Annotated in this window: 19 protein-coding genes; 1 reads left to right on the top strand and 18 read right to left on the bottom strand. The window is 62.6% G+C overall.

Annotated features, from left to right (window positions below; all coding sequences use genetic code 11):
• Positions 1–181 precede the first annotated feature (181 nt).
• From V7778_RS00200 to V7778_RS00130, 15 genes are all read right to left on the bottom strand, one after another.
• Positions 182–541 carry a hypothetical protein gene (locus tag V7778_RS00200; protein ID WP_335551348.1) on the bottom strand — a complete coding sequence of 120 codons (360 nt, stop codon included), beginning with the start codon at positions 539–541 and terminating at the stop codon, positions 182–184.
• 167 nt (positions 542–708) lie between these two features.
• Positions 709–1,131, bottom strand: a complete 423-nt coding sequence (locus V7778_RS00195) for a F0F1 ATP synthase subunit epsilon (RefSeq protein WP_335551347.1) — start codon at positions 1,129–1,131, stop codon at positions 709–711.
• A 150-nt stretch (positions 1,132–1,281) separates the two neighbouring features.
• Positions 1,282–2,685 (bottom strand): F0F1 ATP synthase subunit beta, encoded by a 1,404-nt coding sequence (atpD, locus tag V7778_RS00190; protein ID WP_159699287.1) that lies wholly within the window; start codon positions 2,683–2,685, stop codon positions 1,282–1,284.
• Positions 2,686–2,786: 101 nt separating this feature from the next.
• Positions 2,787–3,662 (bottom strand): F0F1 ATP synthase subunit gamma, encoded by an 876-nt coding sequence (gene atpG, locus V7778_RS00185; RefSeq protein WP_335551346.1) that lies wholly within the window; start codon positions 3,660–3,662, stop codon positions 2,787–2,789.
• Between the two features lie 56 nt (positions 3,663–3,718).
• Complete coding sequence (atpA, locus tag V7778_RS00180; protein WP_335551345.1) at positions 3,719–5,260, bottom strand: F0F1 ATP synthase subunit alpha; 1,542 nt, start codon at positions 5,258–5,260, stop codon at positions 3,719–3,721.
• A gap of 72 nt (positions 5,261–5,332) precedes the next feature.
• Positions 5,333–5,866 (bottom strand): F0F1 ATP synthase subunit delta, encoded by a 534-nt coding sequence (locus tag V7778_RS00175; RefSeq protein ID WP_335551344.1) that lies wholly within the window; start codon positions 5,864–5,866, stop codon positions 5,333–5,335.
• A gap of 2 nt (positions 5,867–5,868) precedes the next feature.
• Positions 5,869–6,339 carry a F0F1 ATP synthase subunit B gene (locus V7778_RS00170; protein WP_335551343.1) on the bottom strand — a complete coding sequence of 157 codons (471 nt, stop codon included), beginning with the start codon at positions 6,337–6,339 and terminating at the stop codon, positions 5,869–5,871.
• A gap of 78 nt (positions 6,340–6,417) precedes the next feature.
• Positions 6,418–6,663 carry a F0F1 ATP synthase subunit C gene (gene atpE / locus V7778_RS00165; RefSeq protein ID WP_211521739.1) on the bottom strand — a complete coding sequence of 82 codons (246 nt, stop codon included), beginning with the start codon at positions 6,661–6,663 and terminating at the stop codon, positions 6,418–6,420.
• Between the two features lie 87 nt (positions 6,664–6,750).
• Entirely contained in the window at positions 6,751–7,590 is an 840-nt protein-coding gene (atpB, locus tag V7778_RS00160) for a F0F1 ATP synthase subunit A (RefSeq protein WP_335551342.1), read from the bottom strand.
• Positions 7,591–7,592: 2 nt separating this feature from the next.
• Positions 7,593–7,931 (bottom strand): ATP synthase subunit I, encoded by a 339-nt coding sequence (locus tag V7778_RS00155; RefSeq protein WP_335551341.1) that lies wholly within the window; start codon positions 7,929–7,931, stop codon positions 7,593–7,595.
• 423 nt (positions 7,932–8,354) lie between these two features.
• Positions 8,355–9,230, bottom strand: a complete 876-nt coding sequence (locus tag V7778_RS00150) for a ParB/RepB/Spo0J family partition protein (RefSeq protein ID WP_335551340.1) — start codon at positions 9,228–9,230, stop codon at positions 8,355–8,357.
• 20 nt (positions 9,231–9,250) lie between these two features.
• Entirely contained in the window at positions 9,251–10,021 is a 771-nt protein-coding gene (locus V7778_RS00145) for a ParA family protein (protein ID WP_335551339.1), read from the bottom strand.
• A gap of 121 nt (positions 10,022–10,142) precedes the next feature.
• Positions 10,143–10,790, bottom strand: coding sequence for a 16S rRNA (guanine(527)-N(7))-methyltransferase RsmG (rsmG, locus tag V7778_RS00140; RefSeq protein ID WP_335551338.1), 648 nt, complete (start codon positions 10,788–10,790; stop codon positions 10,143–10,145).
• Positions 10,787–12,718, bottom strand: a complete 1,932-nt coding sequence (mnmG, locus tag V7778_RS00135) for a tRNA uridine-5-carboxymethylaminomethyl(34) synthesis enzyme MnmG (protein WP_335551337.1) — start codon at positions 12,716–12,718, stop codon at positions 10,787–10,789. Before mnmG ends, rsmG begins: the two co-directional genes overlap by 4 nt.
• 194 nt (positions 12,719–12,912) lie before the next feature.
• Positions 12,913–13,683, bottom strand: a complete 771-nt coding sequence (locus V7778_RS00130; protein WP_335551336.1) for a sulfite exporter TauE/SafE family protein — start codon at positions 13,681–13,683, stop codon at positions 12,913–12,915.
• A gap of 114 nt (positions 13,684–13,797) precedes the next feature.
• On the opposite strand from V7778_RS00130, the gene V7778_RS00125 reads away from it, so the two are divergent.
• The gene (locus V7778_RS00125; protein ID WP_335551335.1) at positions 13,798–14,955 is read left to right on the top strand and encodes an iron-containing alcohol dehydrogenase; all 1,158 of its coding nucleotides are present in this window, start codon (positions 13,798–13,800) and stop codon (positions 14,953–14,955) included.
• On the opposite strand, the gene V7778_RS00120 is transcribed toward V7778_RS00125, so the two are convergent.
• The 3 genes from V7778_RS00120 to V7778_RS00110 are packed head-to-tail and all read right to left on the bottom strand — an operon-like array spanning position 14,950 to position 17,676.
• The gene (locus tag V7778_RS00120) at positions 14,950–15,777 is read right to left on the bottom strand and encodes an alpha/beta fold hydrolase (protein ID WP_335551334.1); all 828 of its coding nucleotides are present in this window, start codon (positions 15,775–15,777) and stop codon (positions 14,950–14,952) included. The two genes, V7778_RS00125 and V7778_RS00120, sit on opposite strands and share 6 nt — an antisense overlap.
• 35 nt (positions 15,778–15,812) lie before the next feature.
• Entirely contained in the window at positions 15,813–16,790 is a 978-nt protein-coding gene (locus V7778_RS00115; RefSeq protein ID WP_211518797.1) for a branched-chain amino acid ABC transporter permease, read from the bottom strand.
• A 1-nt stretch (position 16,791) separates the two neighbouring features.
• The gene (locus tag V7778_RS00110) at positions 16,792–17,676 is read right to left on the bottom strand and encodes a branched-chain amino acid ABC transporter permease (RefSeq protein WP_335551333.1); all 885 of its coding nucleotides are present in this window, start codon (positions 17,674–17,676) and stop codon (positions 16,792–16,794) included.
• Between the last annotated feature and the right edge of the window lie 33 nt (positions 17,677–17,709).

Genomic DNA, 17,709 nt, shown 5'->3' with positions numbered 1-17,709 from the left:
GTGGTGCAAGCATGCATCTCACTGCGCTGCGGAACTGGGTCCCCGCCTTCGCGGGGATGACGTTGTTTTAGTTTGCGGGCCACTTCAACAATCGCGGGTCGGCACCCGCCGCACGTTATCCCCGCGAAGGCGGGGACCCAGGTTCGCCGCATTAAGTTAGCACTTACTTTCCAGTGAAATCTCAAGGCATCCGGGCCGACGCCAAAAACAACCACATCACCGTAATGATGACGATCCCCGTCACCGTCACACACGACCAGGTAAAGAACCACGCCGACAACACCGTCGCCTGCATCACCCGCTCGAACAAGATCCCCAGGGTGAAATCGCAAGCCGCCAGCACCGACCAGCGCCGCATGTACAGCGGCAGGTAACGGCTCATGCGCTGGTTATGCTGGCGCACCGCATGCCGCTCATACAAATCGCGCGCCGCGTTCACGTCGCGGAACAGCCAGTCGAAGAACAGGAAGCGGTACAGGGTGCGGCCGAACGACGCTTCCTGCGGCGCGGCGTGTTCTTCGCGGTGTGGTGGAATGCCCATGGCTGACTCATTGGTGTCTGTGCCAAGCGGGCACCAGGCCATACTAAGCCCGAATCCGCCGCAGCCACGGTGCGCCGGGTAACAGTGCACAGGTATCGCAGCGATCGGACTTGCCAGTAAAAAAGGCAGCCCGAAGGCTGCCTTTCTGTGCTGCTGCACGAAGCGGCTTAACGGCCCTTCGAACGCAGCTTCTGGATCGCTGCCAGCTGCGCGATCGCCGCGGCCATTTCGGCCTGGGCTTTCGCGTAGTCGATCTTCGATTCCTTGTTCAGCATCAGCTCTTCAGCCTGCTTCTTGGCTTCCAGTGCCTTCGCTTCGTCCAGGTCGCCACCGCGGATCGCGGTGTCGGCCAGCACGGTCACGCCGTTCGGCTGCACTTCGAGGATACCGCCGGCGACGAAGACGAACTCTTCGCCACCGCCGGCCACCTGGATTCGCACAGCACCCGGCCTGATGCGCGTGATCAGCGGGGTGTGCTTCGGGTAGATACCCAGCTCGCCCGATTCACCCGGCAACGCGACGAATTCGGCCAGGCCGGAGAAGATCTGCTCTTCGGCCGAGACCACGTCCACTTGAATAGTGTTTGCCATGTCTTTCCTTCAGTTTAAGAAGTCAGCTGCAGAAATCTCGGATAACCTGCTGCGCGTTGCCGTTTTGGGTGGCGATGCTCGCTGTACTAGCGTACAGCTGCGCTTCTCACCCAAAACTGCCGCCGCTCGCGACGGTTCTCCGAAATTTCTTTAGGCAGCCAGCTTCTTGGCTTTCTCGATTGCTTCCTCGATGGTGCCGACCATGTAGAAGGCCTGTTCCGGCAGGTGGTCCAGTTCGCCCGACGCGATCATCTTGAAGCCCTTGATCGTGTCTTTCAGCGAAACGTACTTGCCCGGCGAGCCGGTGAACACTTCAGCGACGTGGAACGGCTGCGACAGGAAACGCTGCATCTTACGAGCGCGTGCGACGACCAGCTTGTCTTCCGGCGCCAGTTCGTCCATGCCCAGAATCGCGATGATGTCGCGCAGTTCCTTGTAGCGCTGCAGGGTGCCCTGCACGGCGCGCGCGGTGTTGTAGTGCTCTTCACCGACGACCAGCGGGTCCAGCTGGCGCGAGGTCGAGTCCAGCGGATCCACTGCCGGGTAGATACCCAGCGAAGCGATGTCACGCGACAGAACGACGGTCGAGTCCAGGTGGGCGAAGGTGGTTGCAGGCGACGGGTCGGTCAAGTCATCCGCAGGGACGTACACGGCCTGGATCGAGGTGATCGAACCGGTCTTGGTCGAGGTAATACGCTCTTGCAGGCGGCCCATTTCTTCGGCCAGGGTCGGCTGATAGCCCACCGCCGACGGCATACGGCCCAGCAGTGCCGACACTTCGGTACCGGCCAGGGTGTAGCGGTAGATGTTATCCACAAAGAACAGAACGTCCTTGCCTTCGTCACGGAAGGCTTCCGCCATGGTCAGGCCGGTCAGCGCGACGCGCAGACGGTTGCCCGGCGGTTCGTTCATCTGGCCGTAGACCATCGCCACTTTCGAGTTGGTCGGGTTTTCCAGGTCGACGACCTTGGCGTCCGCCATCTCGTGGTAGAAGTCGTTACCTTCACGGGTACGCTCACCCACGCCGGCGAACACGGACAGACCCGAGTGCGCCTTCGCGATGTTGTTGATCAGTTCCATCATGTTGACGGTCTTGCCGACGCCGGCGCCGCCGAACAGGCCGACCTTACCGCCTTTGGCGAACGGGCAGACCAGGTCGATGACCTTGATGCCGGTTTCCAGCAGGTCGGTCGACGGCGACAGCTCGTCGTAGGCAGGCGCATCGCGGTGGATCGATGCCATGCGCTCGTGGCTGACCGGACCGCATTCGTCGATCGGGTTGCCCAGCACGTCCATGATGCGGCCCAGGGTCGGGGTGCCGACCGGAACCATGATCGGGTTGCCGGTGTTCTGGATGATCATGCCGCGGCGCAGGCCTTCCGAGCTGCCCAGTGCAATGGTACGGACCACGCCGTCGCCCAGCTGCTGCTGGACTTCCAGGGTCAGTTCCGAACCTTCCATTTTCAGTGCGTCGTACACTTTCGGCATGGCGTTACGCGGGAATTCCACGTCGACCACGGCGCCGATACACTGAACGATTTTGCCATCAGCCATTTTCGTTCCTTCAGATATAGTTAAATTCTTTTTGACTTTGATCGGTTGGGGGCAGAGTACCGCTCGCTTTGCTCGCTTAACTCTTTCCCCAAAGCGCTTACTTAGACGGCTGCTGCGCCGGAAACGATCTCGGAGAGTTCTTTGGTAATCGCTGCCTGGCGGGTCTTGTTGTAGACCAGCTTCAGGTCGCTGATGACACTACCGGCGTTGTCGCTTGCGGCCTTCATCGCCACCATGCGTGCCGATTGCTCGGACGCCAGGTTTTCGGCCACGGCCTGGTACACCAGCGCTTCGACGTAACGCACCAGCAGCTCGTCGATGACGACTTGCGCTTCCGGTTCGTAGATGTAGTCCCAGCTGATACCGCCGGCGTCTTTTTCCAGGTGCTTTGCCGGCAGCGGGAGCAGCTGCTCGACCATCGGTTCCTGCTTCATCGTGTTGATGAACTTGGTGTAGCACAGGTAGACAGCGTCGAGCTTGCCTTCCTGGTACGCGTCCAGCATCACTTTGACCGGTCCGATCAGCTTGTCCAGGTGCGGCGTATCGCCGAGCTGGGTCGCTTGCGACACGACCTTCATGCCCATGCGGTTCAGGAAGCCCAGGCCCTTGTTGCCGATGGCAACCGCCTCGACGGTGTTACCCGCCTGCTCCATCTCGCGCGCCTTCAGCGTCACCTGGCGCAGCACGTTGGTGTTCATGCCGCCGCACAGACCCTTGTCGGTCGTGACGACGATGAAACCCACGGCCTTCGCCTGCACGTGCTTGGCTTGCGCCATGAACGGGTGCGTATATTCCGGGTTTGCGCCGGCAAGGTTGGCGGTGATGGTACGAACCTTGTCACTGTAGGGACGGGCGGCGCGCATGCGATCCTGCGCCTTGCGCATTTTCGATGCGGCGACCATTTCCATCGCCTTGGTGATCTTCTTCGTATTCTCTACGCTCTTGATCTTGCCACGAATCTCTTTGCCTACTGCCATGAGTCCTTACTCCTTCCACGCGCCGGCGCCGCCTTCAAGGCAGCGCCGGCCCGAGATTAAAATGCGCCGGATTTCTTGAAATCAGCAATGGCAGCCGACAGCGCAGCTTCGCCGTCCTTGTCCAGTTGCTTGGTTTCGTCGATCTTCGACAGCAGGGAAGCGTGGCTCGACTTCAGGAAGTTGTGCAGACCGTGCTCGAACGGCAGCACTTTCTTGACTTCGATGTCGTCCAGGTAGCCTTTGTTGACGGCGAACAGCGATGCGGCCATCAGCGAGGTCGACAGCGGCGAGAACTGCGGCTGCTTCAGCAGCTCGGTCACGCGGGCGCCGCGGTCCAGCTGCTTGCGGGTCGACTCGTCCAGGTCCGATGCGAACTGCGCGAACGCAGCCAGTTCACGGTACTGCGCCAGGTCGGTACGGATACCGCCCGACAGGCCCTTGATGACTTTGGTCTGGGCTGCGCCACCGACGCGCGACACCGAGATACCGGCGTTGATCGCAGGACGGATACCGGCGTTGAACAGCGAGGTCTCCAGGAAGATCTGGCCGTCGGTAATCGAAATCACGTTGGTCGGCACGAAGGCCGAGACGTCGCCTGCCTGGGTTTCGATGATCGGCAGTGCGGTCAGCGAGCCGGTCTTGCCGGTCACGGCGCCGTTGGTGAACTTCTCGACGTAGTCGGCGTTCACGCGTGCTGCGCGCTCGAGCAGACGGCTGTGCAGGTAGAACACGTCGCCCGGATACGCTTCGCGGCCCGGCGGACGGCGCAGCAGCAGGGAGATCTGGCGGTAAGCGACAGCCTGCTTCGACAGGTCGTCGTACACGATCAGCGCGTCTTCGCCGCGGTCGCGGAAGTATTCGCCCATCGCGCAGCCCGAGTAGGCCGAGATGTACTGCATCGCTGCCGATTCCGAAGCGGAAGCGGCGACCACGATGGTGTACTCCATCGCGCCATGCTGTTCCAGCGAGCGGACGATGTTCTTGATGGTCGATGCCTTCTGGCCGATTGCGACGTACACGCAGGTGACGCCCTGGCCCTTCTGGTTGATGATCGCGTCGACAGCGACAGCCGATTTACCGGTCTGGCGGTCGCCAATGATCAGCTCACGCTGGCCACGGCCGATCGGTACCATCGCGTCGATCGACTTGATGCCGGTCTGCATTGGCTGCGAGACGGATTCACGCGCGATGACGCCCGGCGCGATCTTTTCGATCGGGGCGGTCAGCTGTGCGTTGACCGGGCCCTTGCCGTCGATCGGCTGGCCCAGTGCGTTAACCACGCGGCCACGCAGTTCCGGACCGATCGGCACTTCCAGGATGCGGCCGGTGGTCTTGACGGTGTCGCCTTCGGAGATGTGCTCGTAGGCGCCCAAGATGACGGCGCCGACCGAGTCGCGCTCGAGGTTCATCGCCAGGCCGAAGGTGTTGCCCGGGAATTCCAGCATCTCGCCCTGCATCACGTCCGACAGGCCATGGATGCGGCAGATACCGTCGGCAACGGAGATCACCGTGCCTTGATTGCGAACTTCAGCCGAACCTTCCAGACCCTGGATGCGGCTCTTGATCAGTTCGCTGATTTCAGAAGAATTAAGTTGCATGAGTGCTAACTCCAAATGTTTTTGATGCGTAGGGCAAGGGCGCGGGGCCGGCGAGTGCTGTCAGATTCCTGATTACGACACCAGCGCAACATGCATCTGTTGCAGCTTGGCGCGTACCGAGGTATCGAGCACTTCGTCGCCGACGACCACGCGCACACCACCGATCAGCGTAGGATCAACGGTCACCGACGGGTTCAGCTTGCGGCCAAATTTCTTTTCCAGCGTAGCGACCAGCTGGGCCAGCTGGTCGCCCGAGAGCTCGAAGGCGCTGACGATGTGCGCATCGGCGGCGCCTTCGTTGGCGTTCTTCAGTGCCGCGAACTGGGCGGCGATTTCGGGCAGCAGGTTGACGCGGCCGTTTTCGGCCAGCATCGCGATAAAGTTCTTCGCTTCAGCGTTCAGCGGCGACTTGACCAGGGACGCAATCGCGTCGGCCAGCTGGGCAGCGGTGACCTTCGGGTTGGCGGCGAAAGCCTGCACGTCCGGATTGGCGCCAACTTGGCCCAACTCGGCAGTGACGGCCGACCAGGCAGCCATGTCGCCCGACTGGGCAACACGGAACAGCGCTTCGGCGTAAGGGCGGGCGACGGTTGCGAGTTCAGCCATGATCAGAGCTCGGTCGACAGTTTCGACAGCAGGTCGGCGTGAGCCGCTGCGTTCACTTCGCGCTTCAGGATCTGCTCGGCGCCCTGGACGGCGAGGGTCGCCACCTGGCCGCGCAGTTCTTCGCGGGCACGGGTCACTTGCTGCTCGGCATCGGCCTTGGCGGCAGCGACGATACGGGCTGCTTCCTCGGAGGCGGTACGCTTGGCTTCTTCGATGATGGCTGCGGCACGCTTTTCGGCGTCGGCAATGCGCTTCTGGACTTCGTCACGGGCGCCAGCCAGTTCGGTCTGCACGCGCTTTTCGGCGGCGGCCAGGTCGGCCTTGCCGCGGTCGGCGGCGGCCAGACCATTCGCGATCCTCTGTGCGCGCTCGTCGAGCGCTTTCATCAGCGGCGGCCACACGAACTTCATGGTGAACAGCGCCAGGATGAAGAAGACAGCGAACTGTGCAAACAGGGTTGCATTAAGGTTCACGGTATTTTCCCTCTTACAGAAACACGGATGCCGAACCAGGAACTGGTTCGGCCATTCAGGACGTCAAACCGCTGGGTCTTAGACCGCGGTGAACGGGTTGGCGAATGCGAACAGCATTGCGATACCAACACCGATCAGGAATGCCGCGTCGATCAGGCCAGCCAGCAGGAACATCTTGGTCTGCAGGGTGTTCATCAGTTCAGGCTGACGTGCCGAAGCTTCGAGGTACTTACCGCCCATGATTGCGATACCGATACATGCGCCGATAGCGCCGAGGCCGATGATCAAACCGCAAGCCAGTGCAACAAAAGAAACGTCAGTCATGATTACTCCAAAAAGTTAATTTAAAAACTAGATTAAAAACTACAACTTCGTTACAACCACTATCTTGTTCGATGCTTGCGGCGCCGATCAGTGGCCTTCATGGGCCTGACCGAGATACACCAGCGTCAGCATCATGAAGATGAATGCCTGCAGGAACACGATCAGGATGTGGAAGATCGCCCAGATGGAACCAGCAATTACGTGGCCGACGACGCCAAAGACGGTCGCAGTCGAGCCCAGCAGTGCGATCAAGAGGAACAGCAGCTCACCGGCAAACATGTTGCCGAACAGTCGCATACCGAGCGACACCATTTTTGCTGCGTATTCGATGATGTTCAGGAGCAGGTTGAACGGCGCCATGTAGATGCCGAACGGGGCTGCGAACAATTCGTGGATCCAGCCGCCCAGGCCCTTGATCTTGATGCCGTAGTAAATCATCAGGGCCAGCACGCCCAGCGAGATGCCGATGGTGCCGTTCAGGTCGGCGGTCGGGACCACGCGGTGATACGGGAACAGGTGCTCGACGCCCAGCGCCGCGAAGGCCGCCGAGAACAGGTCGACCGGCAGGAAGTCCAGCGAGTTCATCAGGGCGACCCAGACGAACACGGTCAGCGCGGCAGGGGCGATGAAGCTGCGATCGCCATGGACGATGGACTTCGACTGGTCTTCGACCATTTCCACCAGCAGCTCGACGGCGGCCTGGAAGCGGCCCGGGACGCCCGAGGTGGCGCGGCGCGCGGCCATCCACATGATCAGGCTGCCGAGCACACCCATGGCGATCGACCAGAAAATGGTGTCCAGGTTGACGACCGAAAAATCGACCGGGCCATTCTGGTGACCGTTCGACAGGTGGCCCAGGTGGTGCTTGATGTATTCTGAAGCGGTGGGCGCGTGGTGTGCTGCGCCTTCTACGGTTGGAGTCGCCATTGTCAATGCCTAAATAATAAGAATATGTAACTCTTCAGTGCCACGATGAACCCGCCCAGCAGGGCCAGCCAGTTCAGATCGCGGTACAGCCACGCCGTCGCTCCCAGGAGCGCCAGGGTCATTGCAATCTTTATAAATTCCCAGATGAAAAATGCGACGGGGTTGGCCCCGCCCACTTTCGTTGATGCGGCAAACAGGCGTACCGCCATAATTCCGTTGGGCACGACACAGCACAAACCGCCCAGTACTGCCGAAAACATCGCAGGCCATCCCCCCAGCAGTGCGGCGACGAGGCCGGCAACTACCGTTGCGATCAACTGCAGGGAAACGATGCGCAGCATATTTTTCTAGTCTCGCGCCCGCGCATGTGGACGATTTGCGATGTGGTAATTACATGAATCAGCGGGATTATAAGTGGTTATACGGACATGAGTCAAACGATTCGCAACTTATAACTCGCGCGTAAAGATGACGCAATTGTCACAAACCACTGGAAGATTGTGCAATCTTTTCAGTTACTTAAGTGCGCGCGGCTGCTGACCCTTGAGTTAACAATCTGTGGGTTTTATACAAGACTTGCGGCACGCTGGGGCGGTGCGGACCTTGTTTCTCTGATAGGGGAAGTTTCTGCAGGGAAGCGAGGTATGCATGGCTGATGGGATGCTCGGACGGGGAATCCGTCCACCCTGCGGCATGAGCTGTTTGGACGCGTCGGCAGGTAAGCTGCCGACGCGTTCAAGCAATTGATGTGTTGTCGAAATGCATCAGGCACGCAGCCGCGCCAGCACGCCATCGAGGATATCGAGGTCGGCGAAGTCGATGATCAGTTGCCCCTTGCCTTTTGCGCCCATCTTGAACATGACGGGCGTCGCCAGCTTGTCCGAGAGCTCTTCTTCCAGGCGCACGATGTCGCCCGCCTTTTCCTTGGCCCGCGGCGCCGCGGCCGGCGCGTTCTGTTCCTCGATTGCGCGCGCCACCAGCTTCTCGGTCTCGCGCACCGACAGGCGCTTGGCGATCACGTGGTTGGCCAGGGCGATCTGGTTCGCGCTGTCCACCGCCAGCAGGGCGCGGGCGTGGCCCATGTCGATATCGCCCGCCATCAGCATGGTCTGCACCGGCTGCGCCAGGTTGATCAGGCGCAGCAGGTTCGACACCGCGCTGCGCGAACGGCCGACCGCCGCCGCCGCCTGTTCATGGGTGAAGTTGAAATCCGAGATCAAACGCTGGATGCCCTGCGCTTCTTCGAGCGGATTCAGGTCTTCGCGCTGGATGTTCTCGATCAGGGCCATCGCCGCGGCAGCCTGGTCATCGACGTCGCGCACCAGGACCGGGATTTCCTCCAGGCCGGCCATCTGGGCGGCGCGGAAGCGGCGTTCGCCGGCGATGATCTCGTACGCTGCGGCCGAACCCGCGGGCAAGGGACGCACCAGCACCGGCTGCATGATGCCCTGGGTCTTGATCGAGGAGGCCAGCTCGCTGAGCGAGCCTTCGTCCATGCGGGTGCGGGGCTGGTACTTGCCGGCCTGGATCTGGCCGACCGGCAGCGCCGACGGATTGTTCGCCACTGGCGCAGGCTCGCTGTCGCCGCCGAGCAGCGCGTCGAGACCGCGGCCGAGTCCTTTCAGTTTTTTGGTTGCCATGTTGTTCTAGCTCTAAGTGATTACATTGTCTTGATGCGCTCGACCATCTCGGCGCCGAAAGCGATGTACGCCTGCGCGCCCTTCGAGGACGGATCGAACACCACGCCCGGCATGCCGTAGGACGGCGCTTCGGCCAGGCGCACGTTGCGCGGGATGATGGTCTTGAATACCTTGTCGCCGAAGTGCTGCTCGAGCTGGCTCGAGACCTGCTGCGACAGCGTCATGCGCGGATCGAACATCACGCGCAGCAAGCCGATGATGCGCAAGTCGGTGTTCAGGTTGGCATGCACCTTCTTGATCGTGTTGACCAGGTCGGACAGGCCTTCGAGCGCGTAGTACTCGCACTGCATCGGGATGATCACGCCGTGCGCGCCGCACAGGCCGTTCAGGGTGAGCAGCGAGAGCGCGGGCGGGCAGTCGATCAGGATGAAGTCGTAGTCCGCATCGACCTTGGCCAGCGCGTCCTTCAGGCGGCGCTCGCGGTTATCCAGCGCGACCATCTCCACTTCGGCGCCGGCCAGCTCGCGGTTGGCGGGCAGGACGTCGAAGCGTCCGGACTCCGAGCGCAGGCGCGCGGCGGATACGTCCGCCTCGCCCAGCAGCACCTGGTAGATCGATGCCTCCAGTTCCGCCTTGTTGATGCCCGCCCCCATCGTGGCGTTGCCCTGGGGGTCGAGGTCGACCAGCAGCACGCGCTGATTCAGCTTGGCCAGGCCTGCCGCCAGGTTGACGGAGGTCGTGGTCTTGCCGACGCCCCCTTTTTGATTCGCAACGCAAAATATCTTCGCCATCTATTCTTTCCGTGAACGCGACAACAAGACGCTATACCGTTCATACCGTACAAACCGTTGCAACGATTTATAAGATATAAACGGTATAAACTATTTATACCATTTATACTTTGTATACTGTTTAAACGTTTCTCTCGATGAACACGAGATGGCGTTCCGCTCCCAGCCTTGGCACCTGCAGGGGCTGCAAATCCGTCACTTTCCATTCCGCGGGGAGCCGCTCCCGTTCCTCGCTGGGGGCCACGCCTTTCAAGGCGATGAATTTGCCACCCTCCGCCAGCAGGTGTCCCGACCACTCCACGAAATCCGACAGGTCGGCGAAAGCACGCGAGGTGATGACGTCGAATTTGTCGCTCACCTCCAGCTCCTGCACCTTTTTCGTGTACACGGTGACGTTCGCCAGTCCCAATTCGGCCTTTACCTGCGTGAGGAAGGCGGTTTTCTTGTGCACGGTGTCGATCATCGACACCTTCATGCCTGGCCGTGTGATGGCCAGTACGATGCCGGGCAGCCCGCCCCCTGCTCCCACGTCCAGCACATTGCGTGCGCTGGAAAACGCCGGCACCGCCGCCAGGGAATCCAGCAGATGGTGGGTCACCATCTGCATCGGGTCGCGCAGCGACGTCAGGTTGTAGACCGAATTCCACTTGGCCATCAGATGGACGTAGTCGAGCAGCTGCTGTTGCTGCTGCGCCGGCACGTCCAGTTTCATCTCGGCGATGCCCTCGGCAAGGACTTGCTCCAGCGCGTTGCGGTCGAATCCCCTCATTGCGCCTGCTCCGCCGGTGCGTTGGTGAAGCCCTTGGCACCACGCTTTTTCAGGTGCACCAGCAGCAGAGAAATAGCCGCCGGAGTCACGCCCGAGATACGCGAAGCCTGGCCCAGGGTCTCCGGACGCTGCTTGTCCAACTTCTGGCGCACTTCGATCGACAGGGCCGCGATCTCCAGGTAGTCCAGGTTTTCGGGCAGCTTGAGGTTTTCGTAGTGCTCGTGACGCTCCACTTCGCGTGCCTGGCGGTCGATGTAGCCGGCGTACTTGATCTGGATTTCCACCTGCTCCTTGACGGCCGGATCTTCCACGCCAGGGCCGGCCAGTGGCTGACCTTCGTTGCCGGTCATGGACATCAGGGTGGCGTATTCGACGCCCGGGCGGCGCAGCAGGTCCGCCAGGTTGTACTCGCGCTCGATCGCCTGCCCCACCACGCGCTCGGATTCGGCGGCGGCCAGGATGCGCGGGTTGACCCAGGTGGAACGCAGGCGCTCCAGTTCGCGGGCCACGGATTCGCGCTTGGTCTCGAAAGCGGCCCACTGCGCGTCACCCACCACGCCCAGCTGGCGGCCGATCTCGGTCAGGCGCATGTCGGCATTGTCCTCGCGCAGCGACAGGCGGTATTCCGCGCGGCTGGTAAACATGCGGTAAGGTTCGGCCACGCCCTGGGTAGTGAGGTCGTCGACCAGCACGCCCAGGTAGGCTTCCGAGCGGCCCGGGGTCCAGGCGTCCTTGCCCTGGGTTTGCAGGGAGGCGTTCAAGCCGGCCAGCAGGCCCTGGGCCGCGGCTTCCTCGTAGCCGGTGGTGCCGTTGATCTGGCCGGCGAAGAACAGGCCCTTGATGGCCTTGGTCTCGAGCGAGGCCTTGAGGCCACGCGGGTCGAAATAATCGTATTCGATGGCGTAGCCGGGACGCAGGATAAAGGCGTTTTCCAGGCCGCGCATCGAGCGTACCAGGTCCAGCTGCACGTCGAACGGCAGGCTGGTCGAGATCCCGTTCGGGTAGAACTCGTTGGTGGTCAGGCCTTCCGGTTCCAGGAAGATCTGGTGCGACTCCTTCGACGCGAAGCGGTGGATCTTGTCCTCGATCGAGGGGCAATAGCGCGGGCCGACGCCTTCGATCACGCCGGTGTACATCGGGCTGCGGTCCAGGCCGGAGCGGATGATGTCGTGGGTCTTTTCATTGGTGTGCGTGACCCAGCACGGCACCTGGCGCGGGTGCATGGCGACGTTGCCCATGTATGAAAACACCGGCACCGGATCGAGGTCGCCCGGCTGCTCGGCCAGCACCGAAAAGTCGATGCTGCGGCCATCGATGCGGGGCGGCGTGCCGGTCTTCAGGCGGCCCTGCGGCAGCTTGAGTTCCTTCAGGCGCGAAGACAGCGAGGCGGCGGGCGGATCGCCTGCGCGGCCGCCGGAATAATTCTGCAGGCCGACGTGGATCTTGCCATCGAGGAAGGTACCTGCCGTCAAGACCACGGCGCGGGCGCGGAACTGCAGGCCGATCTGGGTAACGGCGCCGACCACGCGGTCGCCCTCCACCATCAGGTCGTCCACCGCCTGCTGGAACAGCCACAGGTTGGGCTGGTTTTCCAGGCGCGAACGGATTGCCGCCTTGTACAGCACTCGGTCGGCCTGGGCGCGGGTGGCGCGCACGGCCGGTCCCTTGGACGAGTTCAGGATGCGGAACTGGATGCCGGCCTCGTCAGTGGCGATGGCCATTGCGCCGCCGAGGGCATCGACTTCCTTGACCAGGTGGCCCTTGCCGATACCGCCGATGGATGGGTTGCAGGACATCGCCCCGAGGGTCTCGATGTTATGCGTGAGCAGCAGGGTCTTTTGACCGGTGCGAGCGGACGCGAGCGCAGCTTCAGTACCGGCATGGCCGCCGCCGACGACGATCACGTCGAATTCAGTAGGAAATAGCATGATGGGAGCAAAGCGAGGAGACTAATGCGCGATTATAGATTCTTTTTTCTTGTGGGACTCTCAACCGGCGCGGAAAACGACGAATTTTGTTCCACGTGAAACAGTACTCGACAATATTGTCAGTTGGTTCCACGTGGAACAATCAATAAAAAAGCCGGGACGAGCCCGGCTTCATTGTTTCACGTGGAACAGCGCTACCACCCAATCTTGGTGAAAGCATCGTAAGCGGTCCTCAAAATCAGCCCGCTGACCACGCAAAGGAAGAGCTTACGCACGAAGCCGCTACCGTGCTTCAGCGCCAGCCTGGTGCCGATCAGCGAGCCGACAATCTGGCAGCCCGCCATCATCAGGCCGACCTGCCACAGCAAATGGCCGCTGTACCCGAACCAGAGCAGGGCCGAGAAATTGCAGGCCACGTTGACGATCTTGGCTGCGGCCGAGGCACTGAGGAAGTCGAAACCGAAGAAACGCACGAACAGGAAGATCAGGAAGCTGCCGGTACCCGGGCCGAAGAACCCATCGTAGAAACCGATCGACGCGCCAATGCCGATCGCCCAATAGCGTTCTGCCTTGCCGCTATGGACCGGCGCATGGACCGAACCGAGATCCTTTTTCTTGAAGGTGTAGACGGCGACCGCCACCAGGATGATCGGCAGCAGCGTACGTACAAAGTCGGCCGGCACGCGGGTGACCGTCCAGGCGCCGGCGAACGACAGTACGAAGGCGGCCAGGGCAGCAGGCGCCGCGGTGCTCCACGCGACCCGCACTCGGCGCGCGTAGTTCACCGCAGCGGTGCTGGTGCCGAAGATGCTGGCCAGCTTGTTGGTGCCGATCAGGGTGGCCGGCGCTTCTTTCGGCAGGATGGAAAAGATGGCGGGAACCTGGATCAGGCCGCCGCCGCCGACCACGGCATCGACCAGCCCGGCGGCGAACGCGGCCGCGCCGAGCCATACGAAATCAATCATGGGAACTTTCGGATTGGTGCTGAGCGAGCATTTTAAGCCAAGCCCACTTCCCGAGTGCAAGCCCAACACGGCGCGGATGCGGTAAGCTCTAGAGAGAACACCAAGGAGACCAGCATGACCGCTTTCGCCTTCAGTACCGTCGCCAGCATCCTGTCCGAACCGGGGGCCGGCGCCAGGTTGGGACAACTGCTTGCCGAGCGCTTTCCGGGAACGAGGCGCCCCCTCTTCGTGACGGACGCCGGCTTCCTGGCCACCGGCCTGATGGAGCCCGCCCGCCTCGACCTGCAGCGCCACGGCATGCTGCCGGCGGTCTTCTCGGAGGTTGTCGCCGACCCGCCGGACAGCGTGGTGCTGCAGGCGGTCGAGGCTGCGCGCCGGCACGGGGCCGACCTGGTGATCGGCTTCGGCGGCGGCAGTTCGATGGATGCCGCCAAGCTGGTGGCCGTGCTCGCGGAGAGCGGCCAAGCCCTGGACGAGATCTATGGCATCGGCAAAGTCAGCGGACACAGGCTGCCGCTGGTCCAGGTCCCGACCACGGCCGGCACCGGTTCGGAAGTCACCAACATCGCCATCGTCACCACAGGTGCAACGACCAAGACCGGCATCGTCGCCTCCCAGCTGTATGCCGACATGGCCGTGCTCGACGCCAGCCTGACCCTCGGCCTGCCCCCGAGAATCACGGCCGCCACCGGCATCGATGCGATGGTCCATGCCATCGAGGCCTATACCAGCCGCCACAAGAAGAACCCGCTGTCGGACGCCCTCGCGCGTGAGGCATTGGGGTTGCTGTCACGCAACTTACTGCCGGCCTGCCAACGCGGCCAGGATGTGCAGGCAAGGCAAGCCATGCTGCTCGGCGCCTGCCTGGCCGGACAGGCGTTTTCGAATGCGCCGGTGGCCGCGGTCCATGCGCTGGCCTACCCGATCGGCGGCATGTTTCACGTGCCGCATGGGCTGTCGAACTCGCTCGTCCTGCCGCATGTCCTCGCATTCAACCTGCCCCAGGCCGCGTCCAGCTACGCGGAACTGGCGGACATCCTCGCGCCGGAGGCGGGCGGCAGCGACGAAGCACGGGCGCGCGCCCTCATTGTTGCGACGCAACAAACAGCGGAAATGACGGGAATCGAGACCAGCCTGCGCCAGGTCGGCATTGCCGAATCCGACCTCGACCGGATGGCCGATGACGCGATGCTGCAACCCAGGCTATTGGGAAACAACCCGCGCGAGATGACGCGCGAGCATGCGCGGGCGATCTATGCGGCCGCTCTATGAGCGCGCGCCGGTCAGGTATTCGATCAGGAGGGCGTTGACCTTGTGCGTGGCGGACAGCTGCATCCAGTGCCCGACGTCGTCCAGGCGTTCGTAGCGGAATCCGGCGCGGCAGTATTCGGCGGAATCGAGCATCTGCTTTTCGCCGAGCGCCGGGTCGCGGTCGCTCCAGACCCCCATCACCGGCACTTCCACCGGGCTCCAGCGGCGCGCCGAGCCCAGCTTGAGGTTGGCGCGGTAGTAGTTGAGCGCCGCGGTCAGGCGCCCTTCCGGCTCCAGCGCCGCCAGCCACAACTGCTGCTGCTCCTTGTTGCGCGTCAGCTGGCGCAAGAAGGACCAGTCATTGGCCTTGATCGCCTGCTCGGCGACGACCGGCATCAGGAAGCCCTGGATGTACCAGAAGCGCATCTGCTGCTCCATGCCCGCGTTGGCGATCGCCGCAGGATGGCCGGTCGACAGGGCGACGAAACGCTCGACCCGGTGGGGCGCATCCATGCAGACTTGCCAGCCGACCAGCCCGCCCCAGTCGTGGCCCACGAGCGCGGCTTTTTCGATACCGAGCACGTCCATCAAGCCGAGCACGTCGGCGCGCAGGAATTCGATGGCATAGGCGCCGGTGCTGGACGGCGCTTCGGTCTTGCCGTAGCCGCGCAGGTCGGGCGCGATGACCCGGAAACCGGCCGCGGCCAGGGCCGGGATCTGCTTGCGCCAGATGATGTGGGTATCAGGGAAACCGTGCAGCAGCAGCACGGGCGGTCCCTCCCCCATGCTGACGTAATGCATGTCCAGACCGTTGACCGTGGCGTGATGCGAATCGAAACCCATGCTTTTCCTGAAGCAGCGCGTGAAGACCAGGCTGCTCAGGCATTCGCTTTGGGCTTCTTGGCGAGCAGAGCAGCAATTTCTCCCACAATACCACGGCGGAACGAGAGGACGCAGACAATAAAGATCAGTCCCGTCACCATGCCCACCGACTCGCCCAGCGCGCCGAACCAGGCGATCCCGAGCGACTCCGACAGCCAGGCGCCAAGGTCGCCCAGCTTGTTTTCCAGGGCGATGATGAGGAAGGCGCCGAGCACCGGCCCGGCCAGCGTCCCCATGCCCCCTACCAGCGTCATCAGGACCACCAGGCCCGACATGGTCCAGTGCACGTCGGTCAGCGTCTCGAAGCCCAATACGACCGTTTTGGTGGCTCCTGCGAGCCCTGCCAGGGCCGCGGACAGGACGAAAGCCAGCAGCTTGTAGCGGTCGACCTCGTAGCCCAAGGAGACGGCGCGCGCCTCGTTCTCCTTGATCGCCTTGAGCACCTGGCCGAAGGGCGAATGCACGGTGCGCAGGATCAGGGCGAAGCCGGCCGCGAACAGCGCCAGCACCACGTAGTACATGACCAGGTCATTGGACAGGTCCAGCGCCCCGAACAGGCGCCCGCGCGGCACGCCCTGCAGGCCGTCCTCGCCATGGGTGAAGGGCGAGCGCAGGGCCGCGAAATACACCATCTGGGCCAGCGCCAGGGTGATCATCGAGAAGTAGATGCCCTGGCGGCGGATCGCCAGCGCGCCGATCACCAGGCCGAGCAGGCTGCTGGCCAGCACGCCGAGCACGATGCCCAGCTCGGTCGGCAGGCCGACCACGGTCAGCATATGCCCGGTCACGTAGCCGGCGCTGCCGAAAAAAGCGGCATGGCCGAAGGACAGCAGGCCGGTGAAGCCGATCAGCAGGTTGAACGCGCAGGCGAACAAGGCGAAGCACAGCAGCTTCATCAGGAACACCGGATAGGCGAAGTATGGCGCCGCCAGCGCCGCCGCCAGGAAGACCAGGTAGACGATTTTCTTGTTCATCTCATTTTTCCTTGCCGAACAGCCCGGCCGGGCGCAGCAGCAGCACGATGACCATCACGACGAACACCACCACTTCCGAGCCTTCCGGATAGAACACCCGGGTCAGGCCCTCGATCACGCCCAGCCCCAGGCCGGTGAGGATGGAACCGAGGATCGAGCCCATGCCGCCGATCACGACCACGGCGAACACGACGATGATCAGGTTCGAGCCCATCAGCGGCGTCACGTTGATCACGGGCGCCGCCAGCACGCCCGCCAGGCCCGCCAGGGCCACGCCGAAGCCATAGGTCAGGGTGACCATCAGCGGCACGTTGACGCCGAAGGCCTCGACCAGCTTGGGGTTCTCGGTGCCGGCCCGCAGGTAGGCGCCCAGGCGGGTCTTTTCGATCACGAACCAGGTGCCCAGGCAGACCACCACCGAGGCCACCACGACCCAGGCGCGGTAGTTGGGCAGGATCATGAAGCCGAGGTCGGTGGCGCCGGCCAGCTGTTCCGGCACGTCCAGGGTCTGGCCGGAAACGCCGAAGAAGGAGCGGAACACGCCTTCCAGCAGCAAGGTGATGCCGAAGGTCAGCAGCAGGCCGTAGAGGTGGTCCAGCTTGTACAGCCAGCGCAGCATGCTGCGCTCGACCAGGATGCCGAAGGCGCCCACCAGCAGCGGCGCCAGCACGAGCATCATCCAGTAGTTCAGGCCGAAGCTGGACACGCCGATGTAGGCGGCGAAGGCGCCCACCATGTACAGGGCGCCGTGCGAGAAGTTGATCACGTTGAGCAGGCCGAAGATGACGGCCAGGCCCAGCGAGAGCATGGCGTAGAAGGAGCCGTTGACCAGGCCCAGCAGGAGCTGGCTCATCAGGGCCTGGAGGGGGATGCCGAAGATTTCCATGGAGTTGCTTCTATGAGCGCTGCGGGTGTGCTG

Origin of the sequence: Massilia sp. DD77 (assembly GCF_036961685.1) — a bacterium.
In the GTDB taxonomy this organism is placed as follows: domain Bacteria; phylum Pseudomonadota; class Gammaproteobacteria; order Burkholderiales; family Burkholderiaceae_D; genus Telluria.
This window is presented reverse-complemented; position numbering and strand designations above follow the sequence as displayed.

What these genes read in the sequence shown, in the direction of transcription:
- V7778_RS00125 (WP_335551335.1), top strand. Translation starts at nt 13,798, where the DNA reads ATGACCGCTTTCGCCTTCAGTACCGTCGCCAGCATCCTGTCCGAACCG.
- atpG (WP_335551346.1), bottom strand. Translation starts at nt 3,662, where the DNA reads ATGGCAGTAGGCAAAGAGATTCGTGGCAAGATCAAGAGCGTAGAGAAT.
- V7778_RS00145 (WP_335551339.1), bottom strand. Translation starts at nt 10,021, where the DNA reads ATGGCGAAGATATTTTGCGTTGCGAATCAAAAAGGGGGCGTCGGCAAG.
- rsmG (WP_335551338.1), bottom strand. Translation starts at nt 10,790, where the DNA reads ATGAGGGGATTCGACCGCAACGCGCTGGAGCAAGTCCTTGCCGAGGGC.
- V7778_RS00175 (WP_335551344.1), bottom strand. Translation starts at nt 5,866, where the DNA reads ATGGCTGAACTCGCAACCGTCGCCCGCCCTTACGCCGAAGCGCTGTTC.
- atpE (WP_211521739.1), bottom strand. Translation starts at nt 6,663, where the DNA reads ATGACTGACGTTTCTTTTGTTGCACTGGCTTGCGGTTTGATCATCGGC.
- V7778_RS00120 (WP_335551334.1), bottom strand. Translation starts at nt 15,777, where the DNA reads ATGGGTTTCGATTCGCATCACGCCACGGTCAACGGTCTGGACATGCAT.
- V7778_RS00155 (WP_335551341.1), bottom strand. Translation starts at nt 7,931, where the DNA reads ATGCTGCGCATCGTTTCCCTGCAGTTGATCGCAACGGTAGTTGCCGGC.
- atpD (WP_159699287.1), bottom strand. Translation starts at nt 2,685, where the DNA reads ATGGCTGATGGCAAAATCGTTCAGTGTATCGGCGCCGTGGTCGACGTG.
- mnmG (WP_335551337.1), bottom strand. Translation starts at nt 12,718, where the DNA reads ATGCTATTTCCTACTGAATTCGACGTGATCGTCGTCGGCGGCGGCCAT.
- V7778_RS00150 (WP_335551340.1), bottom strand. Translation starts at nt 9,230, where the DNA reads ATGGCAACCAAAAAACTGAAAGGACTCGGCCGCGGTCTCGACGCGCTG.
- atpA (WP_335551345.1), bottom strand. Translation starts at nt 5,260, where the DNA reads ATGCAACTTAATTCTTCTGAAATCAGCGAACTGATCAAGAGCCGCATC.
- V7778_RS00115 (WP_211518797.1), bottom strand. Translation starts at nt 16,790, where the DNA reads ATGAACAAGAAAATCGTCTACCTGGTCTTCCTGGCGGCGGCGCTGGCG.
- V7778_RS00200 (WP_335551348.1), bottom strand. Translation starts at nt 541, where the DNA reads ATGGGCATTCCACCACACCGCGAAGAACACGCCGCGCCGCAGGAAGCG.
- V7778_RS00195 (WP_335551347.1), bottom strand. Translation starts at nt 1,131, where the DNA reads ATGGCAAACACTATTCAAGTGGACGTGGTCTCGGCCGAAGAGCAGATC.
- V7778_RS00110 (WP_335551333.1), bottom strand. Translation starts at nt 17,676, where the DNA reads ATGGAAATCTTCGGCATCCCCCTCCAGGCCCTGATGAGCCAGCTCCTG.
- atpB (WP_335551342.1), bottom strand. Translation starts at nt 7,590, where the DNA reads ATGGCGACTCCAACCGTAGAAGGCGCAGCACACCACGCGCCCACCGCT.
- V7778_RS00130 (WP_335551336.1), bottom strand. Translation starts at nt 13,683, where the DNA reads ATGATTGATTTCGTATGGCTCGGCGCGGCCGCGTTCGCCGCCGGGCTG.